Annotated in this window: 15 protein-coding genes, 4 tRNA genes and 1 pseudogene; 8 read left to right on the plus strand and 12 right to left on the minus strand. The window is 45.3% G+C overall.

The features are described 5' to 3' along the window. Positions 1 to 123: transposase (locus tag A3GG_RS11995; RefSeq protein WP_018358428.1), on the plus strand; the 123-nt coding region annotated here is incomplete at its 5' end. 5 nt (positions 124 to 128) lie between these two features. On the opposite strand, the pseudogene A3GG_RS13395 reads toward A3GG_RS11995, so the two are convergent. From A3GG_RS13395 to gyrA, 5 genes and pseudogenes are all read right to left on the minus strand, one after another. After that, positions 129 to 332, minus strand: a pseudogene (locus tag A3GG_RS13395) (transposase); the annotation flags it as partial. Between the two features lie 167 nt (positions 333 to 499). After that, positions 500 to 2,350 (minus strand): oxaloacetate decarboxylase, encoded by a 1,851-nt coding sequence (locus tag A3GG_RS0106080; protein ID WP_026215674.1) that lies wholly within the window; start codon positions 2,348 to 2,350, stop codon positions 500 to 502. Positions 2,351 to 2,387: 37 nt separating this feature from the next. Beyond that, positions 2,388 to 3,746, minus strand: coding sequence for a PhoH family protein (locus A3GG_RS0106085; protein WP_018358431.1), 1,359 nt, complete (start codon positions 3,744 to 3,746; stop codon positions 2,388 to 2,390). Positions 3,747 to 3,966: 220 nt separating this feature from the next. Then, on the minus strand, positions 3,967 to 5,187 hold the full coding sequence (locus tag A3GG_RS0106090) for a tetratricopeptide repeat protein (RefSeq protein WP_018358432.1): 1,221 nt from the start codon (positions 5,185 to 5,187) through the stop codon (positions 3,967 to 3,969). 82 nt (positions 5,188 to 5,269) lie between these two features. Then, positions 5,270 to 7,846 carry a DNA gyrase subunit A gene (gyrA, locus tag A3GG_RS0106095; RefSeq protein WP_018358433.1) on the minus strand — a complete coding sequence of 859 codons (2,577 nt, stop codon included), beginning with the start codon at positions 7,844 to 7,846 and terminating at the stop codon, positions 5,270 to 5,272. A gap of 574 nt (positions 7,847 to 8,420) precedes the next feature. On the opposite strand from gyrA, the gene A3GG_RS0106100 reads away from it, so the two are divergent. Further along, positions 8,421 to 13,193 carry a translocation/assembly module TamB domain-containing protein gene (locus A3GG_RS0106100; protein WP_018358434.1) on the plus strand — a complete coding sequence of 1,591 codons (4,773 nt, stop codon included), beginning with the start codon at positions 8,421 to 8,423 and terminating at the stop codon, positions 13,191 to 13,193. Next, a complete protein-coding gene (gene tamL / locus A3GG_RS0106105; RefSeq protein WP_248637660.1) occupies positions 13,171 to 15,495 on the plus strand; it encodes a translocation and assembly module lipoprotein TamL in 2,325 nt (774 codons plus the stop codon). The genes A3GG_RS0106100 and tamL overlap by 23 nt, the downstream gene beginning before the upstream one ends. A 44-nt stretch (positions 15,496 to 15,539) precedes the next feature. On the opposite strand, the gene A3GG_RS0106110 is transcribed toward tamL, so the two are convergent. The 3 genes from A3GG_RS0106110 to ribD form a co-directional block, all read right to left on the minus strand. After that, complete coding sequence (locus A3GG_RS0106110; protein ID WP_018358436.1) at positions 15,540 to 16,781, minus strand: ABC transporter permease; 1,242 nt, start codon at positions 16,779 to 16,781, stop codon at positions 15,540 to 15,542. A gap of 6 nt (positions 16,782 to 16,787) precedes the next feature. Then, positions 16,788 to 19,028, minus strand: coding sequence for a GH92 family glycosyl hydrolase (locus A3GG_RS0106115; RefSeq protein WP_018358437.1), 2,241 nt, complete (start codon positions 19,026 to 19,028; stop codon positions 16,788 to 16,790). Positions 19,029 to 19,149: 121 nt separating this feature from the next. Beyond that, positions 19,150 to 20,139 (minus strand): bifunctional diaminohydroxyphosphoribosylaminopyrimidine deaminase/5-amino-6-(5-phosphoribosylamino)uracil reductase RibD, encoded by a 990-nt coding sequence (gene ribD / locus A3GG_RS0106120; RefSeq protein ID WP_018358438.1) that lies wholly within the window; start codon positions 20,137 to 20,139, stop codon positions 19,150 to 19,152. Between the two features lie 23 nt (positions 20,140 to 20,162). Between ribD and A3GG_RS12000 the strand changes: the two genes are divergently transcribed. From A3GG_RS12000 to A3GG_RS0106135, 3 genes are read left to right on the plus strand one after another with little or no spacing between them, the layout of a single operon-like run. Then, on the plus strand, positions 20,163 to 20,975 hold the full coding sequence (locus A3GG_RS12000; RefSeq protein ID WP_018358439.1) for a N5-glutamine methyltransferase family protein: 813 nt from the start codon (positions 20,163 to 20,165) through the stop codon (positions 20,973 to 20,975). 4 nt (positions 20,976 to 20,979) lie between these two features. Beyond that, positions 20,980 to 21,495, plus strand: a complete 516-nt coding sequence (locus A3GG_RS0106130) for a regulatory protein RecX (protein WP_018358440.1) — start codon at positions 20,980 to 20,982, stop codon at positions 21,493 to 21,495. Then, positions 21,467 to 22,171 carry a ComF family protein gene (locus tag A3GG_RS0106135; protein WP_018358441.1) on the plus strand — a complete coding sequence of 235 codons (705 nt, stop codon included), beginning with the start codon at positions 21,467 to 21,469 and terminating at the stop codon, positions 22,169 to 22,171. Before A3GG_RS0106130 ends, A3GG_RS0106135 begins: the two co-directional genes overlap by 29 nt. Here the strand turns inward: A3GG_RS0106135 and A3GG_RS0106140 are convergent. The 3 genes from A3GG_RS0106140 to A3GG_RS0106150 all read right to left on the minus strand — a co-directional run bounded on the left by A3GG_RS0106140 (position 22,154) and on the right by A3GG_RS0106150 (position 23,733). Then, positions 22,154 to 23,497, minus strand: a complete 1,344-nt coding sequence (locus A3GG_RS0106140) for an MATE family efflux transporter (protein ID WP_018358442.1) — start codon at positions 23,495 to 23,497, stop codon at positions 22,154 to 22,156. The genes A3GG_RS0106135 and A3GG_RS0106140 overlap by 18 nt on opposite strands. Positions 23,498 to 23,559: 62 nt before the next feature. Then, positions 23,560 to 23,633 (minus strand) — tRNA-Arg (locus A3GG_RS0106145). Positions 23,634 to 23,659: 26 nt separating this feature from the next. Further along, positions 23,660 to 23,733, minus strand: a tRNA-Arg gene (locus tag A3GG_RS0106150). 139 nt (positions 23,734 to 23,872) lie between these two features. Between A3GG_RS0106150 and A3GG_RS0106155 the strand changes: the two genes are divergently transcribed. Both A3GG_RS0106155 and A3GG_RS0106160 read left to right on the plus strand, forming a co-directional pair. Continuing rightward, positions 23,873 to 23,948 (plus strand) — tRNA-Pro (locus A3GG_RS0106155). A gap of 25 nt (positions 23,949 to 23,973) precedes the next feature. Further along, a tRNA-Arg gene (locus A3GG_RS0106160) sits at positions 23,974 to 24,047 on the plus strand. A 183-nt stretch (positions 24,048 to 24,230) separates the two neighbouring features. Here A3GG_RS0106160 and A3GG_RS13400 read toward each other — a convergent pair. Beyond that, positions 24,231 to 24,395: a transposase gene (locus A3GG_RS13400; RefSeq protein WP_156808693.1), complete on the minus strand. Its 165-nt coding sequence runs from the start codon at positions 24,393 to 24,395 to the stop codon at positions 24,231 to 24,233. Positions 24,396 to 24,484 lie beyond the last annotated feature (89 nt).

Genomic DNA, 24,484 nt, shown 5'->3' on the forward strand with positions numbered 1-24,484 from the left:
GAGGGAATAAACAATAAGATTAAAGTGATGAAGAGAAATGCTTACGGATATAGAGATGATGAATATTTCAAACTAAGGCTTTTTGCTCTACATGACTGCCGTATCACACGAAATGTCGGATGAACCTAAATAATCACCTTGAGCATCATCTTGGGATGGTAGGGGTATCGACCTAGCTTGCTGTACAGACCATAGATATTATCTGTATTTATGCCATCAATGATAGCATTCACAACTCTAACAGGGTCATTTTCACAAATATCCTCGTCAAGTCTCTGAGGAAAGAGCATTGACCTTTTGTGAATGTATGGGCGAAATGGTATCTTTATCATATATAATTATTTGATATACATAAAGATACCAAATCTTTATGACATGACAAAGCCCTGACTTGTGAAAGTTGGGGCTTTCGCCATTAATAGGAGCAAGAAAGAGGGTGCATCAAAACATTAGTTTTGACACACCCCCATCTTGCTAGTACTTATAATACCTAAGTAAATTACTTAGTTGCTTTTCCTACATAAGGGGTCTTTTCGATACGAGTTACACCCTCTTTCTTTACTTCCTCTCCTGGAAGAAAGTCGGTACACTCATCCATGTAGGCAATCACATCACCCTTACGCACGTTGGCGCCTTGTTCCGCAACGATCTCACGGATACGACCTGACACGCCAGCAAGGACATCGACCGTATATAATACGTTGGTCTGGATAAAACACATCTTGCTACCTGCACGGTATGATGTGCCAACTGAAGGAGTTGCTGAGCGATCCTCAAAGTCGACCTCCCAGAATATCTGTCCACTGACTGGGGCAGTTACTGGGATATAATTAGCACGTTGAAGAGCTTTGATCTCATCAGGTGTTACGCCCTTCTTTGCCTGAGCCTCTGCCTTGAGTTTTGCAAGATCTGCTTCGAAGCGCTGCTTTGCCACACCACTCTTGAGGTCACGGTACTGCTGCTCATGCATAGCGAACTCGAAGAGCTCCTCATCATCCTCGCCGTAGTCCCAGCCCTCTTCGTCCATCATCTTGCGGAACTTATCAAGCTCGTCAGGATAATTATCCTGTGGGTTAGCATCAGTAAACTCCTCGCCCTGCTCCTTAGCAAGGGCAACAATCTCTGGAGCAAGTTCGCCTGGTAGCTTACCAGACTTACCTGTAATCATACCCCAAGTATTCTTATCAATAGCTTGCCAACGACCTTCGCCTCTCTCCATATTAAATACATTCATAAGAGCGACGTTCTTGACATACTGACTGAATGGGGTTACGAGTGGTGGGTAACCGAGCTTTGGCCACACATATTCTACCTCGTTAAATAGCTTTACCATGAGATCGTCTACTGATATTTCTGGTTCGCCATTCTGCTTGTGGTACATATTGATAGCTGAGTGGATTCCCTTGAGATCTGCCATCATAGAACCCATCATACCACCAGGCAGACCACAACCAACTAGGAGAGAAGAGCTCTGAAGGTTACCGAAGTTGGTAAAGTAACCGAGGAAGTCGTCGAGGAATTCCTGTGTAAGGCTACGTACCTTCATGTATGCGTTCATATTGATCTCTGGAACATCAAAGCCGTCTGCCTTGAGCATCTGCTGGATGGTAATTACATCAGGATGGATTTTACCCCAAGCTAAAGGCTCTACTGCTACATCGAGGATATCGACCCCAGCGCGAGCAACTTCTAGCATGGAGGCAGGGGAGAAACCTGGACCAGAGTGACCGTGGTACTGAACAATTACCTCGGGGTTGCGCTCCTTAATAGCCTTTACAATCTTACCAAGTACGGTCGGACGGCCGATTCCAGCCATATCCTTGAGACAAATCTCAGGTGCACCAGCATCTATGAGTTGGAAAGCGATGTTGGTGTAGTATTCAGCGGTATGTATAGGTGAGTGAGTGATACAAAGCGCTGCCTGAGGAATCATTCCTGCCTCCTTAGCATAATGGATAGAGGGGATGATATTGCGCACATCATTGAGACCGCAGAAAATGCGAGTGATATCGGTACCCTGTGCTTTCTTGACCTTATACATCAGCCTACGGACATCGGCAGGCACTGGATACATACGTAGGGCATTGAGACCACGGTCTAGCATGTGGGTCTGGATACCTGCCTCATGAAAGACCTTTGTGAATGCTCTAACAGCTTTGTTGGGGTTCTCTCCATAGAGTAGCTGAACCTGCTCAAATGCTCCGCCATTGGTCTCTACACGTGCGAAGCACCCCATCTCAACGATGGCGGGAGCTACACGCTCCAACTGATCTACCCTTGGCTGGTATTTACCAGAGCTCTGGAACATGTCTCGATAAATGAGACTGAACTTAATTGATTTCTTTTTCATTTCGCAATTGTGTGATATATATTTAGTATTCCCTTTCTTACAATTTACGTGCTGCTACGTCACTAAGGTGAGAGCGCTCACCCTGAATTAGATTGACATGTCCAAAGAATTCCTCTCCACGCATCCGCTCAATCATGTAAGCAAGTCCATTACTTCGGGTATCGAGATATGGGCTATCTATTTGGTGAACATCGCCAGTAAATATCATGCGGGTGTTCTCTCCCGCTCTGGTAATTACGGTCTTGATCTCTTGTGGGGTGAGGTTCTGTGCCTCGTCGATAATACAAATTACGTTGGTGAGGCTTCTACCACGGATATACGCTAGCGCTTCTATCACAAGCTTCTCACTCGTGAGCATTCCTTCTATCTTGGCGAGCTGAGGAGAGCCTTCGTTGAACTGACTCTTGATAACGTTGAGGTTATCAAATAGTGGTTGCATATAAGGCATAATCTTCTGCTTGTAATCTCCTGGCAAAAAGCCTATGTCCTTATTCGCAAGCGATACGATAGGACGAGCCAATATTATCTGTTGGTAGTTATCCGCCATGTCAAGAGCCGCAGCAAGAGCAAGGAGAGTCTTACCTGTACCTGCCGTACCTGTGATCCCTACTAGTGAGAGTGATGGGTCGGAGAGTAGGTCTAGCGCCATCGTCTGTTCGGCATTCCTTGGCGTAATACCCATGTAGGTTCGCTTCTCAATACTTCTTGCTTTCTCTGCCTCATTATCCACACGCACTAGAGCAGTACTCTGTGGACTTTTGATGACAAACGTCTGATTGGGCTGCGGAGTAAATGGCAATGAGAGCTCTTCTATAGCCACTCCTGCGCCTTTGGACACATACAGACTATCTACTATCCCTGGGTCATCGACCTGCACCTCGCTATAATTCTGAGCAAATACATCATCCACGTCTACCTGATCGGTGGTATAATCCTCTGCTTGTAGCCCTAGCGAAATTGCCTTAATACGGAGGTTGACATCCTTTGTTACGAGAATGGTAGGGAGCTCAGAGCTCTCTGAAAGAGTTAGGGCAGCAGATAGGATGCAATGATCATTAAGATCCTGTCTGAATATATCGCTCACCTTCTTGTTGTGCTGTCCATTAGTAAGGATAAAAACCTTACCTCCGTCTGCATTAATCTGCACCCCATTCTCATCTATCTTAATACCCTTTCGAGACTTGGATCGAGTGCCCTCGGCTTTGGCTATCTTATCATCTAGGATACGAGTAAAGGCACGAGCATTGAAGTTGATTTGCTCATAACCCTTCTTGAACTTATCTACTTCCTCAAGTACAGTAATAGGTATATAGACATTATTGTCCTGAAAATTTTCAATACATTTAAAGTCGTGTAGGACTACATTCGTATCAAGTACGTAATTCTTCTTTGCCATATTCGTATACGTTTTAGAGCGTCCATCAGACGCTATGATACATTCAGCTTCACTCACGGTAGCACTAAGCTACTGCACAAATGTAGCGAAATTATTATGATTAGCTACATATCTCTATAATTATTTTAATGCAGCAAAATAGAGGGTGTACCGATGGTTTTGCTCTGCAAAACACATTTCGGTACACCCTCTGTAAGAGAAGGACTTATAGTCCTATATATTATTGTGCAGCTTTATCAAGCTCAGCTACCTTATCCTCCATACCTAGGTTGTAGTAGGTATTCTTGAGTGCTTGGGTAATCTGTTCGTTGTCTGGCTGAATCTTGTGAACCTTCTCAAGGTATGGGAGAGCCTTCTTATACAGCTCAGCTGCCTGTGCCTTTATCTCCTCATACTTCTTGTTGTCCATTGTATTATTAGCCTCGTCCATCATCACAAGCGCTTGGTTGAAGTATACCTGAGTAAGACCGAAGTTAACATCTACGTTATCAGGATCCATTTCAAGCGCATTAAGGAATAGCTTCTCTGCTTTCTGATAATCGTTGAGATTAGTGATATACACATTACCTGCAATAGCCAAAAGGTTTACATTGGTAGGCTCCTTCTTGATAGCCTCCTCTAGCGTGCTAACAGCCTTCTCAGACTCACCCTTCTTTAGTAGGCGATCTACATAATTTGCCATCAACCACTGATCGTTAGGGAACAGCTTAAGACCCTCCTCTACAGTATTCTCAAAGCTAAGCGTATCACCGCTAGTAATATATTGGCTAGCGAGGAGCTGATAAACAAGGTTCTGCTCGTAAGGCACCTCCTTAATAGCTTGGAGCTCCTTGATAGCAGCCTCTTGGTTATCCTTTATCATAGAAGCCGTATAAGCTGAGAAGAATGCTACCTGCATGCCAGTTGAGTCCTGTGCTGCAACGTTAGTACCCTCGAAAAGAGGCATCTTCTTTACTTCAACAAACTTAGAGAGATACTTATTAGCCTCTGTAAACTCTTGTGCCTGCATGTGAGCATTACCGCCATCGATAAGAAAGCCATAGTAGTTCTCAATAGCCTTCTGGATGTTCTTAGTGTACTTAGGCTTTACCTTACCCTTTTCATTAGGCATCTGATCAAGTTCAGCTGCCTTCTGGTAGAAGTTAATCATATTCAAAACAGGAGCATAAAACTCTGCTTCAGTCACCTCCTGACCCATCTGCTGCTTTACGAAACCGCGCTCTACAGCCTTCTCCTCCACTAGACCAGCTACATACCAAGCGTATGCAGAGTTCTCAGTCTCAGGGTTAGTAAGAGTTGCTTTGATTAGTGTACGTGCCTCCTCTAGGTTAGCACCATCTCTCTTCACTGAGCGCTCAATCTCCTTCACTACCTTTTCCTGTGCAAAGGCAGGTACAATCATTAGAGCGCATAGGATACTTAAGAAAAACTTAGTCTTCATGTCTTTTCTAATATATACAATTAATTATTCCATTCTACTTCTCTTGTATCACACTATTGTGACAAGGGAATACGACACTGGTTTAATCCTTATCCTCGTCGTCCTCCTCGTTCACATCCACATCTACTCCATCGACCTCCTCAATGCCGTCTTCGACAAAGACGCCCTCTGAAAGGTCTTCCTCCTCCGGTTCCTCCTCCGATAGCACACGACAGGTACTAGCAATCTCATCGCCACGCTTAGAGAGGTTGATAAGCTTCACCCCTTGAGTATTTCTACCTATTATGGCTATGTTCTTCATGCTTGTGCGGATCGTCACCCCGCTCTTATTGATGATCATAATATCATGCTCATCTGTCACGCTATGGATAGAGACAAGCTCCCCGGTCTTTTCTGTCACCTTCAGAGTGATTACACCCTTACCACCTCGGTTACGAAGAGGGTAATCCTCCAGGTAGGAGCGTTTCCCATAACCATTCTCTGAAATTACGAGTATCGTTTCCTCCTCAGGGTGTTTGATACTCACTGCCCCCACAACCTCATCAAGGCTATCAGCAAGGCGCATACCCCTCACACCCATTGAGCTTCGACCGAGAGGTCTTAGCACACTCTCGCTGAAACGAACTGCCCTACCATGCTTACTACCGATTACGAAGTCGCACTTACCATTGGAGAGCATTACACTTACTACCTTATCTTCATCACGGAGCTTAATAGCAATGATGCCTGACTGACGTGGGCGAGAGAAGTCCTTAAGCCTAGACTTACGTACCAATCCTTCCTTTGTGAAGAAGGTGAGGTAGTGAGAATTGACGAAGTCCTCATCTGTTGTAAGGTTCTTTACCCTCAGCACCGCAGTGATACTACTATTGGGCTCGAGATTGAGTAGGTTCTGAATAGCCCTACCCTTTGCATTCTTTGCCCCCTCAGGTATCTCAAATACCCTAAGCCAATAGCAGCGACCTTGGTCAGTAAAGAACATCAGTGTAGCATGCATAGATGCAGAGTAGATATACTCCACAAAGTCCTCCTCTCGAGTATCAGAGCCCTTAGCTCCCACCCCACCACGGCTCTGAGCGCGGAAGTCTACGAGTGGAGTACGCTTAATATATCCGAAGTGTGAAATAGTGATCACCATATCATCATCCGAATAGAAGTCCTCAGGGTTCATATCGGCAGTAGCGTATATGATATCACACTTGCGATCATCGCCATACTTATCGATAATCTCCTGTATCTCGTCACTGATAACGACATATAAGATGTTCTCATCAGCAAGTATCTCCTTATAGTATGCAACCTTCTGAGTTACCTCATCATACTCAGCGCGTAGCTTATCCAGCTCCATGCCAGTGAGCTGTCCTAGGCGCATTTCTACTATAGAACGAGCCTGTATCTGAGAGAGGCTGAAGCGAGCCATTAATTTCTCAATTGCTTCGGTCTGCCTCTGAGAAGCCTTTATGATAGCTACCACCTCGTCGATATTATCGGCAGCGATAATACGACCTTCAAGGATATGAAGCCGCTCCTCTGCCTTGCGAAGATCAAAGATGGTACGTCTTGTAACCACTTCGTGGCGGTGCTTAACAAATTCACCAATAAGATCCTTGAGGTTGAGAAGCTTAGGACGGCCATCCACGAGGGCAATATTATTAACACTAAAAGAGCTTTGCAGCGTGGTGTACTTATATAATTTATTGAGTACCACACCAGCATTGGCATCGCGCTTAACGTCAACAACGATACGCATTCCTATCTTGCCACTCGACTCATCCTGCACATTGGCGATGCCTTCTATCTTCTTAGACGTTGCAAGATCAGCAATACTCTTAACTAGATCCTTCTTGATTACATTATATGGAATCTCAGTGATAATAATCTGCTCATGCTGACCCACCACCTCAATCTCTGCCTTACCTCGAATCACAATCCTACCTCTACCAGTATGGAAAGCATCTTTCACCCCTTGGTATCCATAGATAGTTCCCCCTGTAGGGAAGTCTGGAGCCTTGATGTACTCCATCAGTTCATCAATGGTAATATCGCCCCGTTTCTCGATATAAGCGAGAGCGCCCTGCATTACCTCTGTGAGATTGTGCGGAGCCATGTTAGTTGCCATACCTACCGCAATACCAGAGGCACCATTCACCAAAAGGTTGGGGATACGAGTAGGTAGCACCGACGGTTCGGTAGTAGAATCGTCATAGTTAGGCACCATATCTACAGTCTCCTTATTGATATCAGCGAGCATTTCCATAGCCAATGGGGCGAGTCTACTTTCGGTGTAACGCATCGCTGCAGGCCCATCACCATCTACCGACCCAAAGTTACCATGAGGATCTACAAGTGTATAACGCATAGACCACTCCTGAGCCAAGCGCACTAGAGCCATATATATAGAGCTATCACCATGAGGATGATACTTACCCATTACGTCTCCCACGGTACGTGCGCACTTCTTATAGGCCTTATCGGGCGTATTGCCCAATTCATTCATGCCATATAATATGCGTCTATGGACTGGCTTAAACCCATCACGGACATCAGGCAAAGCACGGCTAACGATCACAGACATCGCATAGTCTATGTAAGCCGATTTCATCTGCTCTTCGAGATTGACCTCAATGATCTTCCCCCCCTGCTTCAACTCCTCTTGCATTCTACTCTAATATATACACATTTTTTTCACGTGCAGACCTACGCCAAACTGGCATACTACACCAAATAAATCAATAGCCAAAGATACAAAAAAACCACTAGACTACCACACACGTATCCAAGAGCGGTTCTCCGAGCTTCCTAGGAATAAACCTTCTTTAATATTTACTACTAAGAGATAGTACTCTATTAGAAAGTATTAATCTATGGACTCGGATTTTTCTCTAGCATCAGGTGTAAATACTAATAGGTAGAGTAGCGCACTCCGATATACTATAGCGGCGAGAGTCTCTCTGGGGAGGGACTCCAGTCTCTCCACAGAAGAACTCCAGTCCCTCCCGCGAGGGACTGTAAGAGATCTACCCAGTAGTCGTAATTAGGTTATAGAGAACAGAACGAGGAAACTGTACCGAACAAGAGTAAACTTAAGCTTCCATCATTATCTACTTGCAAGAGACTATATTTCTTTTCACGGCTTACAAAAAGAATAAAACACACTGATTTAGTCGGTAGAACCCAAAGATTTGCCGAAATATAATTAAGTTTGCAAGGACATTTGAGCAGAACTACAAGAAATGAAAGAGAAAGAGGAGGAAGTGATTCAACAATCGCCAGATAACACCTCTAGTCTCCCCGAAGGAGAGGAGCATAATGAGGAGCAAACACCTCAAAAGCAAAGTCCATGGTGGATAAAGCTTTTGAAGTGGATTGGTGGAACGATACTCGGAACAATAGCAGTCCTATTATTACTAACGGCATTGCTGTACATCCCAGCAGTACAGAATTGGATTGTCTCATCTACTCGGAGCGAAGTATCCAAAGCCACGGGCTTCAACCTCGAGATTGGAAATATTCGAGTAGGATTTCCCGTAAAGCTAAAACTAGAGAAGGTTCTTGCAACTAGTGCTGAGACTGGAGATCTAGTAGGAGAGGTAGATTTGCTCACAGCAGATATTAGTATTTTACCGCTACTCCGTGGCGGCAGCCTGCCTATTTCCAAGGTGTTATTACAAAAAGCGAGTGTAGACCTCCCCCTCAGCAATGACTCTATCCACATTACGGGAAAAATCGGGACACTGAGTCTCAATAGGCTAGATGTAGACCTCAAGACACTCAGTATGGATGGTGATGCGCTACTACTCCATGATGCTGATGTAAGGATAGATATCCTACTCGATACGATACCTAAGCCAGATAGTCCTGACAGCACTCAGATGGTTATCACCTTCAATAATGCAGAGGTACGCAACCTATCTGCCGACTTATGGCTCTATCCCGATACTATGCAGATAGCGGCTTATATCTCCAAGGGAGACATTACAAATGGAGAGGTTAATCTCCGAGATAGTTACTACCAAGCTGATCGTATTACTATGGAAGCAGGAGTCACTTCCCTCGGAGATGAGATGGAGCGACTCCCTATGCCGTGGGTAGGCAAGGTGGATGGTCGAAAAGTAAGGTACGGCGGAGCCTATGATACGAGTGGCGATATCCGCAGCCTATACTACAGCGTAGGTGATGGTGTAGTCGTTGGTGATGCTTCATTTGTCGCAGAAAAAGATAGTACACGACTCAGGGTAGAAGATCTAGACTTGCGCATAGATGAGACTCGGGTAAAGGGTTATGCTGATTTGCCATTTGACGGTTGGATTCCAGACAGTATTGGACGCGCCGATTTTCATCTATTTGGCACACTCAAGCTAGAGGAAGTCAAGAGGTTCTTAGGAGGTCTTGAGGGGCTTCCCGAAGAAGCGTATGAGGTAGATATCGATGCCGCTGGTATCATGGAGTCCGATATGAAGTATGCGGTATCACTCAAGAGAGATAATGTTATAGACCTCAGTCTAAAGGGTACAGCCAATGACGCCCTTTCTTCTCGCCGAAAGCTCACCACCACCTACAATATCCTTGCGGGAGAGCAGCTCAAGCCAGTAATCGTACATTTCCTCAACAAAGGAAAACCTGGCTCTGTCCCTACATGGGATATCCCTGGAGGACTAGAGGTAAAAGGCTCAGCTTCCTATTCGGCTCGGGAAGTACGTACAGATATTCAGCTACTCAATACCAACTATGGAGGAAGTATTATCGGTAATGCTTTCTACAGACCAGACACCAAGGAATACCAGGCAGATCTAAGAATCAACGAACTAGACCTCCAGAGTTTTCTACCAACGGACACTATTGGTGCAGCTTCAGCAACCATCAATTTGGAAGGACGTGGCACCGACATATTTAGTCCCCGCACTCACGCTATCCTCTATCTGAATGTAGACTCCGTAAGCTACAAACAGCATAGCCTAAGGAATGTGATGCTGCTCTCACAATTAAGAAACAATCAGTTCTTCGCTGCGCTAAATAGTGACAATGAAGCGCTCAAGATGACTGCCCAAACAGACGTATTCCTAAGGAGAGATAGCGTTGCCGGTAGTATCAATATATTGGTGGATACGGTGGTGCCATCAATGCTAGGGGTGAATATTCCTATCCTGCAGGCAGGTAAGATGGAGCTGAGAAGCAATATCCTCAGTGACCTAAAGGAGAATCACAACTTTGAAGGAGAAATAGAAAACTTCATTCTCACCACCGATAAGGGTATTATCAAACCCCAAGAGAACACCTATATCACAGCACACACATCGAATACTCAGATGAGTGCGAAGGTATCGTCGGGAGACCTATCGCTAAGGTTTGAAGCTCAGAATGGACTCAATGACTTCACGAATCGTATCTCCAAGGTAATACAGGAGGTTCAGAAGTCTATTGCCGACTCGATAGGGCAGATGAATATGGCACCTTGGATAGAGTACTATCCCAATATGGAAGTTAGTCTCGAGATGGGTAGACAAAACTTGCTGCGCGCTTACCTAGATGAACATAGATTGGGAGCAATATCTACCAATATAGACTTAAAGACGGTACAGGGAGAAGGCATGTCGGGATTAGGTGTAATTACCTACCTACAGGTGGATACCTTTAGGGTGGATAATATCGACCTTGTGCTACAGCAAGACTCTGCTTTCTTTACGGCTATGGCAACGGTGCACAAAGAGCAGTTCCGCAATCAGAAAGCTTTTGATATCATATTATCACTCTCCTCCAATGTCAAACGCAGTGAGGCTTATCTCAATTGGGAGGATGCCAAACAAAGGGAGTTTATCCAATTGGGTATGGAGCTATTCAATCAGTCCAATGGAGATCTGACCTTTGGCTTCACACCAGACCCAATTGTATTGGCGTATAATAAGTTTAATGTACTTGAGGACGACTACGTAACCCTTCCAGCTTCGGATAGGAGCAAGATTAAAGCCAATGTAATGCTTTCGACCGACAGAGGAGCGAAGATTACCGTCAACGATGTACCCGATAATCGGGGACATCTCTTACGAGCCAATGTCACCGACCTACTCCTCTCCCAGCTAGATGGTATTGAGTTTATCCCAAACCTATCTGGGTCGCTCAATCTGACAGCAGACTGGCTACAACTGCCAGATAAGAGAAGCGAATATATTGCGGATGCGCAAGTAAAAGACTTCTTCTTCAACCAAAAGCCTATCGGTACACTACAGGCAAAGGCTACGGCAGAGGATGACAATCTAGGGCGTGCATTGGTTGCCAATGTCCTACTCAACAACCAGGAGGTGGCGATAGCTAATGGATTTGCGCCGAAGGATAAGGAAGCATCTCGCTTCGACCTGAAGATAAAGGATCTACCACTGGATAAAGCCAATCCATTCCTCCCAGAGAAGTATGCGGAGCTGAGCGGACTGCTATTTGGCGAACTTAGGAACTACGATACAAACCAAGATATAAAGAGCGCTCCTACAGGTAAGCTCAATGGTCAGCTAATGCTCAAGGAAGCCAAGCTCTATATGCCATTTGCCAATGAGACCTACCGAATGGATAGCAAGCCAATATTGGTAGTGGAGGATAATGTGGTCATGGATAAGTTTGACCTTATTGCTAGCAATGGTAAACTGACAATGGATGGCAGCCTCTCTTTGGGCAATCAAATGCCAATTGACCTCCGTATCACAGGTAATGACGTGCTATTGCTCAACTCCCAGCAGACTAGGGAGACGATGCTCTTTGGTCGGGTCAATTCGGATGCCAATCTTTGGCTCCGTGGACCATTGAGTGCCTTTACCCTGACAGGAAATGTGTCTCTCAAGGGAGATACTGATGTTACCTACCAATCCCAAGATGGGGAGTTACAGGTTCGAAACGGGTATCAGAACCTAGTAGAGTTTACCGACTTCGCCGATACTCTTTTTGCCAAGAAAAAGAGCGTTGTAGATAGTCTATCCCTTGGCGGTATGGACATCCGCTTGGCAATACACATTGACCCAGCAGCACAGGTGAAGACCATCATCGCTTCAAATAGAGCATCCATAAAGGGTGGTGGCGACTTTACACTCTCTATGCCTCCTTATGGTGCAATGACCTTTAATGGTACTTATAATATCCAAGAGGGTGATATCCTCCTCAGCTTCCCACCTATTTCTAGGAAGTTCACAATACGTCCTGGTAGTAAGGTGGCATGGAATGGTATACTTATGGAACCTGATATAGATATCCAAGCGACCTCTATGGTAAGGAGTAACGTGACCTTACCAGGCGAACCGGCACGACAAGTTGACTTCCAAGTAAGCGTAATAGCGGAGAATGGTCTAGACAATCTTAAATTGCGTTTTAAGACAGAAGCACCTCAAGACCTCACCATGCGCAACACCCTATCTGGTCTCAGCCAGGAGGAGCAGACAAGGCAGTCCATTATGCTACTTACGACAGGGCACTACTTTGGTAGCGGTGGCGTCGCTAACACAAGAGGCTTTGATGTCAATAGTACACTTGCTTCTGTGCTGGCAAGCCAGCTCAATTCACTTGCGGGAGAAGCCCTAGACGCTGAAATCAATCTAGGTGTGACGGATGGCACCAACGCCTACGGACAAGGAACCAACTACTCCTATAGCATCACGAAACGATTTATGAATAATCGTATCAGCATACAGATGGGCGGTAGGATGGTAACGGGTGCGGCAGCAGCTGGTATTCGTCAGTCCTTTATCGATAATATGTCACTAGACTATCAGCTAGATCAAGCAGGCACGCACTACCTCCGCCTCTTCCATAATAAGAATTATGAGAATATCCTAGATGGAGAGGTAATAGAGACCGGTATGGGTTATGTGATTCGCCGCAAGCTCAATAAGCTAGGAGAGCTATTCAAGTTCTCTAAGCCTCTTGGCTCCGACCTCACCACCCCAAGAGCTATTTGGCAGATAAAGCCAAGGCAACAACAGGAGGCCATCCTAAAGAATGATGAAGATGAGAAAGATGAGAAAGAATAATCAGATAGTACTCCCTACACTGGCTTTGTTATTGCTTCTGGGGAGCTGCTCTGTAGCACAATATATTCCCGAGGGAGAACTGTACTACACAGGTGTCAAAAAGATTGCCTTCGAAGACAAAGGTGATGAAGGGACAGTCAATAACCGTCTTGCCCGTAAAGACATGGCAGAGATACTCAACTACAAACCCAATAACAGTTTGTTTGGCTCGGCCTCTCTGCGACTACCCTTTACCTACCCCTTCTATATCAATAAGCACTACGCCAAGTCCAATAACTTCTTTGGTCGTTGGTTGTATAAGACTTTTGCTCAGGAGCCAATACTAATCTCTGAAGTAAACCCTACGCTTAGAGCCTCAGTTGCGGAGCAAGTGCTGAGAGAGTACGGCTACTTTAGAAGTAGAGTAACACCCGAGGTAGAGGTAAGTAAGGATTCCATAAGTGCTAAAACCATTTATACGGTATTTATGGGTGAGCCACACCTATTAGATAGCATCAACTATAATCTATCCAATATCCCTTTGGAGAATCTTGAGGAGCTCTATTCGCCCAAGGTGTCTTTACTCAAAAAAGGTCAGCCCTTCGGTGTACTACCCCTCGAGAACGAACGAACCCGTATCAGTGATCAGCTACGCTCCAAAGGGTACTACTACTTCCAACCCAATCACATAGTATACGAAGCAGATACCGTTCAGGTCCCTAATAAAGTACAACTGAGGGTAAGGCTATCCGATAAGATGCTGCCCGAAGCATATAAGCCTTGGCGCATCGGTAGTATTACTTACAATATCCGCGATGGCGTTAATAGCCCGCTCACAGATAGTCTGATGCTAGAGGGTGTACTCTATCGTTATAATAAGAAGTCTCCTGTCCGCCTTTCTGTGCTCCGACCTAGGATTCGTATTGCTATAGACTCCCTTTACAGTCAGGAAGCGCAGCTGAACACCCTTCGTTCGATGGCGGAGCTAAACACTTTTGCTTACACAGATGTCTCCTTTTCCCCCGATAGTCGGAGAGACAGCATTACCAATAGACTCAATGTGGTCATCAATTCTCAGCTCGATAGACCCTATACTACAGAGCTAGAAGGAGTGTTCAGATTCAAGAGTAACAATCAGGTAGGACCAGGACTCAACTTCTCGGTCAATAGGAAGAATGTGTTCAGAGCTGGAGAACTACTTACAGTCACTGCCCGAGGGAGCTACGAATGGGAGACCAAGCGTACTACCCAAGGTAGTAACTGGGATATCAATAGCTATGAGCTAGGACTGACCACTGCGCTTACGTTCCCAAGGATTCTCTTCCCTATACTCGGGCGCAACCTGCCTACCTACCCTTCCTCTACGAAAATATCCCTGAATGGAACCTTCCTCAATAGAGGTCGCTTCTATAAACAGGCTCAATTTGGAGGGGATATCTCTTACCACCTACAGCCTAGTCCATCTATTAGGCATACTATTACACCTCTCAGCATCAGTTATAATCACCTAATCTCCAAGACGGAGAAATTCGAGGAGGCAATAGTCAATAACCCAATTCTTGGGCTTTCCTTCCGTAACCAGTTCATACCACAAGCCAACTATCTATTCGGTTGGGAGCTACAAAACCCGATATCCAAGCATGGTTTCAGCCTTCAAGCATACGTGGCAGAGGCTGGCAATCTCCTCTCTCTATTTTACAAGGGAGCTAAGCAAACTAATGGAGAGCCTCACCAAGTACTTGGAGCACCATTTGCTCAGTTTGTAAAGGGGACACTAGAGCTCCGCTACAACTATCGTTTCAATACCCGACTACAGTTTGCAAGTCGTGCTTACGCTGGAGCAGTTTGTAGCTATGGCAATATGGATGTTGCGCCCTACACTGAGCAGTTCTACTCCGGAGGTGCCAATAGCATCCGTGGTTTCAATGTGCGCGCCCTAGGACCTGGTGGTTACACCCCTCTTGTAGAGGATCCACTTAGTTTTATGGATCGTACTGGAGACATTCGTTTTGAAGCCAACCTAGAGCTCCGATACCGAGCAGTTGGGGCTCTGGAATTAGCGACCTTTATCGACGCAGGCAACGTATGGTTGATACGACCCGATAGTAATAGACCTGGTGGCGAATTATCGGGGAAGTACTTACTCAATGATATTGCATTAGGTACAGGGCTTGGAGTTCGTTACGACCTAGAGTTTCTAGTGCTCCGTCTAGATGTTGGTCTCGGGCTACACAATCCTACGAGAAGTGGGGGTAAATATATCAATACTTTCGACAAGCGGATACCACTCGCTTTCCACCTTGCGATAGGATATCCATTCTAAATGAGAAGAGAGGAACGACCAATCGGTCGTTCCTCTCTTTTATTTTACTCAAATCTCAAAGTCTTGGACGGACTCACACCACTGATAATAGCCGTAGGTACCAGCACTACTAAGAACACCACTAGGAATACCAGTATATTAGTGATGAGCAACGTTAGCCAATCAATGATAATCGGCACATGATTCATATAATATTGGCTGGAATCTAGTGGAATCAACCTAAAGTAGTACTGCACGCCCCCAATTACAAGAGCAATTACATTACCTATCACAATACCTCGCAGCAAGATATTTCCCGCCATCAGTCTAAATACCTTTCGGATAGAGCTATTACGCTGACCAAGTGCCTTAAGTGTAGCTATAGCCCGTACCTTTTCTAATATCAGCACAACGACTCCAGTAATGATAGTAATCGCAGCCACCACAATCATTAACCCGAGTATTAGAAGTACATTGGCATCTAGGAGATCGAGCCAGCTAAAATAATTATAATTATGCTCCTCTACCGTAAACATTGCATAGCGCTCACCGTACTTACTATTTCTATCGGCCAGCACACCGAAAAGCACTTCATAAAGTTTGGAGGCATTCTTTCGACTATCAAGAGTCACTGTAAGTCCCCCTACCTGCTCCTTTGACCAGCCATTGATACCTTGGAGCTCCTTTATACTCGTTAGGGCAATATACTCATCATAGCTATCAAATCCAGTATTAATCAGCCCTACAATACTATACTTTCTAGTCTTTACCCGTTCGCCCTCCACATAGTAAGCGAGAAATGTATCACCCACTCCTACTCCGAGGAAGTTTGCTATCTTTTGAGAGAGTAATAACTCTCTAGATACCGCTAGGTTGGGCAGACGCCCCTCCACTAAATATTGTTCAAAGAACGCTTTATCATACCCTTCGTCTATACCATGCATAATCACGGCTCTAAAAGTAGAATCTGTCTTCACGAGAGCCATCTGGTCTATAAATCCGGTTACCCTTGCTTCTGGAAATAAACTCTGGCTTTTTGACTCTATCTCCGACCTCGCCTCAGGAGTAACAGTCAAAGGTATAGAATACTGGTTGTAGTTATTATCAGGATTAGAGATACGAATGGTGCCTACGAATCTATTGATCTTTTGCTCCACCTCTTGCTTAAATCCTTGGACAACAAAGAGCGAAAGGAGAATCAACGATACTCCTAGCGCAATACCAACAGATGCGATACGCACTACTGGACGTAGTTTTCCGCCCTCCTGATAGAGGAACCTCTGAGCTAAGTCACGCTCTAAAGCCATACACTATTAGTACTTATATTGAATATGTCCTGCCTTCATCAGTTGCTCGTGCGTTACACGATGGCTATTCAGCTTCTTCCCTCCAAGGATAATCTCCTTAATGTATTGATTATCTCCAATAGGTTTCCCTTCTATTACCAGCTGGTCTCTACCGTGATACTTAGGATTGAGTTTAATCACAACCCTATCGAATGTAGGAGCTGTTAGCGTGTACTCCGGCACCCCAGGCACATCTGGATATAGTCCTATCATACTCATCAGTGCCCAGCAACTCATAGTACCTGTATCGTCATTGCCAGGAATACCATCGGGCTGGGTAGAGAAGTGTTTGCTCAGAAGCTCAGTCACCATCTTCTGTGTCCGCCATTCCTCACCTCGGAAGTAACTAAATAGATAGGGATAGGCAATATTAGGCTCATTGGTAGGGTCATAGTGTCCCTTATCAAATATTGATTGCAGCGCATTGATAAACTTCTGCTTACCGCCCATCAACTTAGTAAGCCCAGCAATATCATGGGGAACAAAGAAACTATAGTTATAAGCACTACCCTCGTGGAAGCCCGGATTGGGTTCGAAGTTCTCTCCCTGCTTAGGATTAAAGGGAGCTAGAAACGTTCCATTGGGCAGCTTAGGTCTCAATGTCCCGTACTCCTTGCTGTAATAATTCTTATACCCCAAGCTCTGAGCCCTAAATCGCTTTGCATCGGACTTCTTTCCTAATGCATCAGCAAAGAGAGCAAGAGCATTGTCCGCCACATAGTACTCTAAAGCATGAGATACAGAATTATCGTACTTCTCCCTAAGTGGCACATAGCCCAGCGCAAGATAATCGTCATTATCGGGACGAAGGAGATTATCCTTCCCTACAGTAGTCGCCGACTTATACATTGCCTCATAAGCTTTATGGACATCAAAGTCTCGTAGTCCCTTGAAGTAGCTATCCACGATCACAGGAATAGCAGGATCCCCCTCCATGGTCAATGTCTCCCGCCCATAAAGCTCCCACTTAGGCAGCCATCCATGCTCTTCATACATAGCCACCATAGTCCGTACCATATCCATCTGCCGTTCGGGATATACGAGTGAGAGGAATTGGTGCACATTCCTATACGTATCCCACAAAGAGAATACGGTATACCTATTGTGCACCCCACTATTCAGAATCTTCCCCCCCTCCATCTGAGGATATGCTCCATTCACATCCTGCAAAATATTAGGGTGAATGAGTGTATGGTACAGTGCAGTATAGAATATCTGCTTCTGCTCTAGTGTACCACCCTCTACTTGTATTCTAGCTAAGTCGGCTTCCCAAATCTCCTCAGCCCGCTTACGAATATCGGCGAAGCTCTGTCCCTCAGTCTCTCGTTGGAGGTTTTCACGAGCATTCTCAATACTCACAAAAGAGACTCCCATACGCACCTCTATCTGTTCGCCCTCCTCTGTATCATACGTAAAGAAGGCGCCCACATCATCACCAGCGAGCTCCTTGGTATATTTGGTGTACAACTTATACTGACCATTGTCCTTATCCCACTCAGCTTCTACTCCCTTCATTGGACGCTGATACTTCCAGTACCCTTGACTATTGGGAGCCTTGCTTACTTGCATCACGAAGTAAATAGGGAATACTGCCTGAGGATTGTAGCAAAACGTCCCCAATAACTTAGTACCCTCTATCTCCGTATCGCTTACCCTGCGCAACATCGCACCAGTCTCATTGGTCAGCCCTTCACCAAGATTGAGGAGAATATGACTCTCTCCCTTTGGAAATGTGAAACGAGTAATACCTGTTCGGAGCGTAGTGGTAGCCTCTGTGAAGATATTGTACTTGGTCAGCCTATTGGTGTAATAACCAGGAGTCGCAGCCTCATCTGTATAAGTGCTCCCATAATTACGATAGTCCACATCTAGCTTACCGCTGGTCGCCATCAGGAGAAGCGACCCCATCTCTGGGCATCCTACTCCGCTAAGATTAACATGACTAAAGCCAGTAAAGTAAGTATTTGTATGATCATAAGGAGTACTCCACCATCTGGCATCCTTATCAAAGCGATTTTCTTCACTTCCCATTACATTAAAAGGTACCACACTCATCATCCCGTGGGGTAATACTGCCCCTGGATTAGTAGTACCAAAGTTGGTAGTCCCCACAAAAGGTTGCACGTAGTCTACCAAGCGTTCCTGAGCGCTAGCCACCATAGTAAGCCCCAATACAACAGCTAGAAATAACCCTACTCTTCTCTTCATTATCTATACTTTATTATTATTCTATCATCGCAAAGGTAACTATTCCCCTACAAATACTACAGCTAAGACCACCCTCCTTTATCATATTCTGAAAGAACTGCCTTACAAAATAACCCCACGATTATCTATTGTAATAATAGAGCAGATGACCATCAATATCTTCGGAATAGGTTGGAAGGAGTATGTGGGGCAAGACTGGGGCAGGTACACCATTACCAAGAGTAATAGGGCTCACTTCACGGCGTATCATATCCCACAGTCCTGCATGGATAAAGGATTGGTGCACCTGAGTCCCTCCTTCGACGAGCAACGAGGTCACGCCTTGTTCCAGTAGCCACGTCATCAGCCTAGGCAGATGATCCGTATCGGATAGTAAGTGCCACCTCTCTCGGTCGCTGACAAGAGACGCTGTGGCTTTTGAGCGGTCTAACACAAAAACTTGTGGCGAGGGCAATCCTGGAAAGAGACGATTTGTAAGAGAGGGGTTATCCATAAGGAGCGTATTTTTACCAATAAGAATACCACAGTGCTCTCCCCGCATCTTATGAGTTAGTAACTGAATGAATGGGGTGGATATTTTAGCAGCGTTCTCTTGTGGGCTGCGTAGTCTATCAATAAAGCCATCCGCACTTTCTGCCCACTTTAGAGTAATATAAGGACGCTTCTGTACTTGATTCGTAAGGAATACCTTTGCAAGCTCTCGACACTCCTCCTGCATCAAACCCACTTCCACCTCTATACCGCCTTGACGCAAAATCTCACACCCCTTACCCGACACTTCAGGGAATGGATCGAGCGTACCTACCACCACTCGCTTTACTTTCTCTGCCACTAGCATACGGGCACAAGAGGGTGTCCGTCCTTGATGTGCACAAGGTTCTAGGGAGACATACATAGTGCTATCTGGAATCAAATGACGATGCACCGGTCGGACACTAGCCATACAATTGACCTCAGCATGTCCTTCGCCACGCTTCATATGATAACCCTCGCCGATAATACGATCTTGATGCACAAGTACGGCACCTACTCTCGGATTGGTTTGGATAAGATGCGCTTCGGCACGGCTAGCAAGATAAATTGCTCGCTCCATATATCGTCTCTCTTCCATTATTTCAGCTATCTTTGTACTCTATGAGTGATGTTCAATCTACAAAACGTTGGTTAAGCCAAGAGCTATTCACCTATTATCCTGAAGCAGAAGCGGAGCAAATAGCTCGGCAATTGCTCGAGGAGGCTTGTGGCAAACCCTATCCGCTATTGGTTGTCAGTGACTACAAAGTTACCCAAAAGATTAATGTCTTAAAGGGATGGTTGGCTCGGTTATTAGGGCGTGAACCTATACAGTATGTGCTAGGGCATACATATTTTGGAGGGATGGAGCTAATAGTGTGCCCAGGGGTACTGATTCCTCGTCCCGAGACAGAGGAGTTGTGTCAGTTGCTTCTCGAGCGCGGCTATTTATTTTCCGGGGCGGTGACCGCCGACATCTGTACCGGAAGTGGTGCGATTGCCGTCTTTATGGCTAGAGCAGGGGCCAAAGTAGAGGCCGTGGAACTAAGTCCGATGGCACTAGAGGTGGCAAAGGAGAATATCACTCATCAGGGTGGTGTGGTCACTTTGAGGGAGGCGGATATCCTTCACGACTATACCCCCATGTATGATGCATACGATCTAGTGGTCAGTAATCCGCCCTATGTGCTAGAGCGGGAGCGAAATGAGATATTACCCCATGTATTGGAGCAAGAACCCAGTATGGCTCTATTCGTTCCCGATGAAGACCCGCTCCTCTTTTACCGCCGAATCAAGGAGCTATACCACGCCAAAGTATTTGCTTTCGAGATTAATCCACTATGCGTGGCAGAGCTACGAGAGCTATTTGCCGATAAGGAAGTAGAGTTCATAAAAGACTTTAGGGGGAATATTCGGTTCCTAATCGTAAGGTAAAAATATGGAGCAAGAGGAGCTAAAGAGACTACTAATAAAAGCGGGAGCGTACACAGCGAAGTATGAAAAGACGGCGCAGGAGGTACGAGAGAAGTTGGAGCAGTGGACTGACGAAGAACTAACCACTGCCGAAACCGACTGGATTATAGAGCAGTTACGTAAGGATAAGTTTATCGATGAGGACCGATATGCAGAGCGGTACATTCGAGACAAGGTGTATTCACTCCGAAAAGGACCAATAGCAATTCGGCAAGAACTGAGAAACAGGGGAGTACCAGCCCGCTTGATTGAGCAAGGATTGCAACGAATCCCATACGATGATTGGTACTCGTCTCTTCGGGATTACCTTGCCCCACGAGTAGAGAGGCAAAGAGCCAAGGCAAAGAACGAATACGATCTTCGCCGTCGACTGAGTGAAGCGGCCTACAGAAGAGGTTACCCCTCGGATATATATGGCGAAGTGATTGATGGGCTTGACCTAGAATGGAGCGATGAAGATGAAGATAAGTTCTATTACTGAGCCAATAATCGACTTCTTATTCCCAGCTTATTGCATAGGCTGTGGTGAGCGGTTGAACAAGGGACACCGCTTTGTTTGCCCTACCTGTTTCGATGCCTTACCCAAGCATCATGGCATGGAACTGTATTACGACGCTTCAGAGCGACTTAAAGGTCTTGTACCCTTTACTGAGTATCAGACCGACTTAATCTTTAAGGAATCCAGCATAACTCAAGCACTGATCCACAAAATAAAGTACAGCGGTTTTCCCTCCCTAAGCACCGAATTAGCTCGAATGTTTGCCCCTACACACTTAAGGCTCGGGCACTTTTCAGACACCACAATGATAGTCCCAGTACCTCTACTCAAGAGCCGACTACATAAGCGTGGTTATAATCAATCGGCTTTTATCGCTCAAGGACTTGCAGAGGTTTACCAATTACCAGTGGTGGAGGATGTCCTGTACCGCAAGGGACAACGTGGCACACAGACCAAGAAAGGAAAAGAGGCTCGTTGGACACATGTCCAAGGAGCCTTCTTTGTGCCTGATAGCGCTAATATCTCTGGCAAACGTATCCTTGTGGTCGATGATGTTTTGACTACTGGTGCTACCCTAGTACAAGCGGGACGTTCGCTAATCGATGCTGGAGCAGAATCTATCTCCTTCTATACTCTTGCCCTAGACGTTCTCCTCTAACTGCCGAAGTACCCTACGGTAACGATAAATCAATAGACCTGCTAGGGTAGTAAAGCCAACAAAAAAGGCGCTCCAAATACCCAAGATACCATAGTCTAGTACAAATCCAAAGACGTATGCCATGGAAATGGTAAGCCCTAGATAGCAAAAGGCAGCCGCCCAAGCTGTAAATTTAACATCCTGAAGCCCTCTAAGTGCATTAGAGAAAAGGATTTGCAGCATGTCACACAATTGGTAAGCAACAAGAGGGAAGATAACCAGCGCTGCCAACTCTACTACCGCTGAATCACTCGTAAATATCTTAGGAATATCCTTGCGGAATAGGAGCAGAAACGCCATTACACTCAAAGCCATGGTAAGCTGTATCTTAAGCCCGGCACGCACTACACCTCTTATCTCCTTGGGGTTCTTTAGTTCATAAAAGCGACCTACCCTTATCATTACCGCTGCCGACATCCCGTAAAACATCAAAAAACCGAGCGTACTCACAGTATTGACAATCTGGTGGGCAGCCAGCTCAATCGTCCCAATCCATCCCACCATAACTACAGCAATACTAAAAGAGGCAGTCTCCATACCGAGCTGTAGCGCAGAGGGTATTCCTATCTTACCGAGCTTCTGTATCGAAGACCGTTCCACATGCCCTATCACTGCCCCATTTTGCTCAAATATCCCCTTGAAGCGCTTAGTCCAGTGTACCTCGTAAATCAATATCACTAGCATGACAATACGAGATATAAAGGTAGATAATCCTGCTCCGATAAGACCAAATTCAGGAAAACCAAGCTTTCCGAAAATCAATAGATAGTTAAATAAGATATTGATTACATTGGAGATGATAATAGACATCATACCTACCTTGGTATTTCCTGTACCATCTACAAACTGCTTGTATCCATAAAAAATAATCAGAGGGACAATACTCACTAGGTGTATGGTATAGTATGGCTTAATAAGTGGGAGAAGCTCTTCAGGCTGTCTAAACCAATGAATATTTACCAGGCAAACCCACATCACTAGGGTTATAAGAAGCCCCATAAGGAGGTTGAGGAGCGTACTACTCTTGAGCAATGTACGCAGCTTGCCATTGTGAGCAGCAAAAGAACCAGAAGCAAGCGGTGTTAGCCCATAGCTAAAGCCCATGGCAAAGACAAAAGCAATATTGATGAATCCATTCACAAAAGAGGCTGCAGCCAATTCCTGTGTTCCATACTGCCCTACCATGATATTATCGATAAACCCAACCAGTATCACTCCCATCTGCCCGAGCATAATAGGAGCACCGAGCTTTAATATCTCTCTTGTATGATTACTATTAATAGCCATAATCGTTCATTATTCTGCATAATAAAAGGCAAACTATCCAAGGGACGGTTTGCCTTACTTAGTGACCACGACAGGATTCAAACCTGTAACCTTCTGATCCGTAGTCAGATGCTCTATTCAGTTGAGCTACGTAGCCGTATGATATGTCTCACTATGTGATAGTGACCACGACAGGATTCAAACCTGTAACCTTCTGATCCGTAGTCAGATGCTCTATTCAGTTGAGCTACGTAGCCGTTAGTTATCTCCCTAACCGTGTGCAAAGATACCAATATTTTTGAAGAAAGCAAACCTTTCTCCAATTTTATTTTACTTGGAGGAGATTTGATGTGGTTCGTATGGATATTTATAGTATCTTTGCATACACAAAAAGCTCGGGATGTAGCTCAGTCCGGTTTAGAGTACACGTCTGGGGGGCGTGGGGTCGCTGGTTCGAATCCAGTCATCCCGACAAAGAGAGTTTTGAATTATGGATTGGTTGGGTAGCTCAGCTGGATAGAGCAATAGCCTTCTAAGCTATCGGTCATGGGTTCGAATCCCATCCCAATCACGAGAGGTGTAAAGGCTTGTAAACAAGCCATTTACACCTCTTTCCTTTTGGAGAGTATCGGTTTTGGAGGGTAGATTTGTGGCGATTTTTGGTAAAATGAGGGGTGAAAGATGGCAAAAAAGGCTACATTTGGGGGCAAAAGGGAGCAAATTGAGCGCAAATCTTCCAGCAAAAAACTAAGGTTCATCCGACATTTCGTGTGATACGGCAGTCATGTAGAGCAAAAAGCCTTAGTTTGAAATATTCATCATCTCTATATCCGTAAGCATTTCTCTTCATCACTTTAATCTTATTGTTTATGCCCTCCACTTTGGCGGTTGATAGCCGTCCATAATACCATGCGAGTATTTCTTTTTAGCTGCATTGATTGTGTTCGCCAATGACATTAGAGGTTTTGAAGCTGTTTCTAATGCCATTGACACCCAATTGTTTAATTT

The organism is Porphyromonas levii DSM 23370, assembly GCF_000379925.1.
Classification (GTDB): Bacteria; Bacteroidota; Bacteroidia; order Bacteroidales; family Porphyromonadaceae; genus Porphyromonas_A; species Porphyromonas_A levii.

Bases quoted from the DNA above. Each gene is read 5' to 3' on its own strand.
- A3GG_RS0106080 (WP_026215674.1), bottom strand. From the start codon at position 2,350: ATGAAAAAGAAATCAATTAAGTTCAGTCTCATTTATCGAGACATGTTC.
- A3GG_RS0106085 (WP_018358431.1), bottom strand. From the start codon at position 3,746: ATGGCAAAGAAGAATTACGTACTTGATACGAATGTAGTCCTACACGAC.
- A3GG_RS0106090 (WP_018358432.1), bottom strand. From the start codon at position 5,187: ATGAAGACTAAGTTTTTCTTAAGTATCCTATGCGCTCTAATGATTGTA.
- gyrA (WP_018358433.1), bottom strand. From the start codon at position 7,846: ATGCAAGAGGAGTTGAAGCAGGGGGGGAAGATCATTGAGGTCAATCTC.
- A3GG_RS0106100 (WP_018358434.1), top strand. From the start codon at position 8,421: ATGAAAGAGAAAGAGGAGGAAGTGATTCAACAATCGCCAGATAACACC.
- tamL (WP_248637660.1), top strand. From the start codon at position 13,171: ATGAGAAAGATGAGAAAGAATAATCAGATAGTACTCCCTACACTGGCT.
- A3GG_RS0106110 (WP_018358436.1), bottom strand. From the start codon at position 16,781: ATGGCTTTAGAGCGTGACTTAGCTCAGAGGTTCCTCTATCAGGAGGGC.
- A3GG_RS0106115 (WP_018358437.1), bottom strand. From the start codon at position 19,028: ATGAAGAGAAGAGTAGGGTTATTTCTAGCTGTTGTATTGGGGCTTACT.
- ribD (WP_018358438.1), bottom strand. From the start codon at position 20,139: ATGGAAGAGAGACGATATATGGAGCGAGCAATTTATCTTGCTAGCCGT.
- A3GG_RS12000 (WP_018358439.1), top strand. From the start codon at position 20,163: ATGAGTGATGTTCAATCTACAAAACGTTGGTTAAGCCAAGAGCTATTC.
- A3GG_RS0106130 (WP_018358440.1), top strand. From the start codon at position 20,980: ATGGAGCAAGAGGAGCTAAAGAGACTACTAATAAAAGCGGGAGCGTAC.
- A3GG_RS0106135 (WP_018358441.1), top strand. From the start codon at position 21,467: ATGAAGATGAAGATAAGTTCTATTACTGAGCCAATAATCGACTTCTTA.
- A3GG_RS0106140 (WP_018358442.1), bottom strand. From the start codon at position 23,497: ATGGCTATTAATAGTAATCATACAAGAGAGATATTAAAGCTCGGTGCT.